Genomic DNA, 3,601 nt, shown 5'->3' with positions numbered 1-3,601 from the left:
AAAAAGGATGAACGAAGGGATAGAAAACATGACGGCAAGTGCCCAAGAGCAAAGCGCAAGTGCTCAGGAGATGAGTTCGGCGATGCAAAAAGTTGAAAGTTCTATACAAAGTATAATGGAAAATTTGAACAAAAACTATAATTGCATAAAGGAACAACAAGAAGATTCAAACAAAATAAGAGAAAATAGTAAAGAGTCACATGAAATATCGCAAAATCTTATATCTCAAATTAGTATTTTCAAGTTTTAAGAGTTGTATTTTTCTGTAGGAATCTTCTAAAAAAATACTTTAAAGGAGGTAGGAAAACATGAAAAAGTTAGTAGGATTAGTGCTTTTAAGTGTATTGAGTTTCACGATGGTTTTCGCACAAAGCGGGCAAGTAGAAATATTCAGTTGGTGGACCGGTGGAGGAGAAGAAGCTGCATTATTAGCAACGATTGCAGATTTCGAGGAGTTATATCCAAACATTAAAGTCATCAACGCAACTGTAGCTGGTGGTGCAGGAACAAATGCCAAGGCTGTTTTGAAAACAAGAATGCTTGGAGGTAATCCTCCTGATACATTCCAGGTTCATGCAGGTTGGGAATTAACAGATACATACGTTCTTCCAGGACTCATGGAACCTTTAACAGACGCACTAGTTTTATGGGGCGTTTATGACAAATTCCCATCAGGTTTAATAGACATAGTCAGTTATGAAGGCGAAGTATATTCAATTCCATTAACTATTCATAGAAGCAATGTTATTTTTTACAACAAGAAATTGTTTAATGAGATTGGTTTAACTAAAGAACCCGAAACATGGGAAGAATTTATAGCCACATTAGATAAGGCAAAATCCGCTGGATATATTCCATTAGCAATGGGAGATAAAGAAAAATGGGAAGCTGGACAAATTGTTGAAAATTTGATGGTTGCTGAGTTTGGCGCTGAGGACTATAATGAACTTTTTAATGGTAGCCTTTCTTTTAATGATAAACGAATAGACAACTCACTACAAAAGATGGTACAACTAATGGATTATGTTAACGTTGACCATGCAGCATTAGCTTGGCAAGATGCGGCTAGACTATTGTACGATGATAAAGCTGTGTTCAATTTAATGGGAGACTGGGCAGAAGGATATTTTAAAGAATTAGGATGGACCCCTGGCGAAGACTTTGGTTGGTTCGAACTTCCAGGAACACAAGATGTATTTGTATTAGTATCTGATACATTTGGATTACCAAAGAAGGCTCCAAATAGACAAAATGCCTTAATATTCTTGGAATATTTAGCTTCTGCAAGGGCTCAAGAAATTTTCAATCCAATAAAAGGTTCTATACCCGCAAGAATAGATGCTGATCCAGGTAACGATCCTTATTTAATTCAAACTGCTGAAGATTTCAGAACCTTAGCAATATCCCCATCCATCGTTCATGGTTCAGCTGCACCAGAGGCATTTGTAACTTCCTTCAATGATGCAGTGAATAACTTAGTAACTACCAAAAATGTAGCTCGAGCAAAACAAATGATTTTATGGGCTGCTGAAGATGTGGGTTTATTAACTGATTAGGTAATTCGTTAATTTCTCGGCCCATGAAGGGCCGAGAATTTCGAAATTATTACATTCTTTAAAAGGGGAGGATGCCTATGTCTGTTCAAAGAAAGAAAGCAAAATCAGGTTTCTTCATTATCTTACCTTCATTAGCGTTTATAGGTATTTTTGTTTACTATTTCATTTTTTTGACAATAAGAACTTCTACTTCAAATTGGAACAGTTTTACCGCATTGGTAAGAGGAGAATATCAATTTGTTGGATTACGAAATTACCAAAGGCTTTTTATGGATCCAAGATTTCAAACTGATCTCTGGAATACACTTTTTTTCACACTATTTTTTCTTGCAGGGTGCATAATATTAGGTTTGTTTCTTGCCAACATTATTGATAAAAAATTAAAGGGATCGAGTTTTTTCCAAAACCTATTCTTGTTTCCTATGGCAATTTCATATGTTGTTACTGGGACAGTATGGGGATGGATATTCGCTCCAGGAAATATACCTACTGATCCACAAGGCATAAATCTCCTATTACAAAATCTGGGTTTAACAAATTTGCAATGGATGTGGTATACAAGCACTCAATCCCTCGGAAAATTTAACTTAGCACTTATTCCAGTAATAATTGCGGCAACTTGGCAAATGTCAGGTTATGTTATGGCTATGTATCTTGCTGGTTTAAGAGCAATTCCTGAAGAAATGATAGAAGCTGCCCAAGTAGATGGTGCAAGCGGAACACAAATCTTTTGGGGAATAAAAATGCCTATGTTAAGGCCAATTACTTTAAGTGCGATGATCATAATAGGACATATGTCCCTTAAAATATTTGATTTAATATATGCTATGACAGGAAGTGGGCCAAACAATGTTACGGATATGCCAGCCATATACATGTTTGAACAAATGTTTAGATCGAACAGATATGCTATAGCTTCAGCGATAGCAATAATAATGTTAGTTATGGTAGCAGCAGTTATTATCCCATATCTATACAGCTCTTTTAGGGGGGAGAAATAATGGCTGAAAAAACTAGTAAAACCTCTATGAGCATATATTATATAATACTTGCAATATTTACAATCTTTTATATACTTCCTTTTTATGTAACACTAAGTACATCTTTCAAACCTTTTGAAGAAGTATCAATGGCTAATATGTGGAAATTGCCAACTACATTTTCATTGAATGGATTTAGAGAAGCTCTCAAAAGACTGGGTCCAAACCTCATGAATAGTTTCTATTTAACCATACCTGCTACTTTGATTTCAGCTATGATAGGTTCAATAAATGGTTTTGCATTATCGAAATTAAAATTTAGATATTCAAATTTGGTTTTTGCACTTTTATTATTCGGTATGTTCATACCTTATCAGAGTGTATTGTTTCCTTTGATACAGTTTTTTCAAGCAATAGGTCTATATGGAACGATACCTGCATTGATAATAACTCATGTTATATACGGTATACCAATAACAACGTTGATGTTTAAAAACTATTACGAAGAAATACCTAACGAACTAGTTGAAGCAAGTTCTGTTGATGGTGCTAATATATGGCAAATCTACACTAAAATATTATTACCAATATCGATGCCTGGATTTGTAGTAGTTATAATATGGCAGTTCACAAATATATGGAATGAATTCCTTTTTGCGGTAACCATAACAAGTGATCCAACAAAGCAACCTATAACAGTTGCTTTAGTAAACTTGGCAGGAAGCCAAGTCGTACAATGGAACGTACAAATGGCCGGAGCTTTGATTGCAGCACTTCCCACTCTCATCGTCTATATTCTTCTTGGAAGATATTTTGTTAGAGGGTTACTTGCTGGTTCTGTAAAGGGATAATCAAATACAATTTGGCTTTAATTCCCCTCTTCAGACGGATGTTGATTTTTATTCCCCTTTTTGAAGGGGAATTGGCTTTAATTCCCCTCTTGAGAGGGGTGGATGCGACGTTCTTTGTCGCAGCCGGGGTGTGGTACATATAATTTGCTAAAAGCAAATTAAAGAACGACTACCCCGTCTGCAGCATAAAACGCTGCATCCACCCCTTCGAGGA

3 protein-coding genes and 1 pseudogene are annotated in these 3,601 nt (G+C 35.7%); all 4 read left to right on the top strand.

Features of this window, described 5'->3' with window-relative positions; genetic code table 11:
• Positions 1–250, top strand: a pseudogene (locus PW5551_RS10225) (methyl-accepting chemotaxis protein); the annotation flags it as partial.
• Between the two features lie 58 nt (positions 251–308).
• Entirely contained in the window at positions 309–1,556 is a 1,248-nt protein-coding gene (locus PW5551_RS09455; protein WP_113075527.1) for an ABC transporter substrate-binding protein, read from the top strand.
• A 77-nt stretch (positions 1,557–1,633) separates the two neighbouring features.
• Positions 1,634–2,557, top strand: a complete 924-nt coding sequence (locus PW5551_RS09450) for a carbohydrate ABC transporter permease (RefSeq protein WP_199562291.1) — start codon at positions 1,634–1,636, stop codon at positions 2,555–2,557.
• Between the two features lie 26 nt (positions 2,558–2,583).
• Positions 2,584–3,387: a carbohydrate ABC transporter permease gene (locus tag PW5551_RS09445; RefSeq protein ID WP_113075529.1), complete on the top strand. Its 804-nt coding sequence runs from the start codon at positions 2,584–2,586 to the stop codon at positions 3,385–3,387.
• Positions 3,388–3,601 lie beyond the last annotated feature (214 nt).

Origin of the sequence: Petrotoga sp. 9PW.55.5.1, assembly GCF_003265365.1 — a bacterium.
Taxonomy (GTDB): Bacteria; Thermotogota; Thermotogae; order Petrotogales; family Petrotogaceae; genus Petrotoga.
Note: the sequence above shows the minus strand (reverse complement) of the source record. Positions and strands in the feature narration are given on the sequence as shown.

Bases quoted from the DNA above. Each gene is read 5' to 3' on its own strand.
- PW5551_RS09455 (WP_113075527.1), top strand. From the start codon at position 309: ATGAAAAAGTTAGTAGGATTAGTGCTTTTAAGTGTATTGAGTTTCACG.
- PW5551_RS09450 (WP_199562291.1), top strand. From the start codon at position 1,634: ATGTCTGTTCAAAGAAAGAAAGCAAAATCAGGTTTCTTCATTATCTTA.
- PW5551_RS09445 (WP_113075529.1), top strand. From the start codon at position 2,584: ATGAGCATATATTATATAATACTTGCAATATTTACAATCTTTTATATA.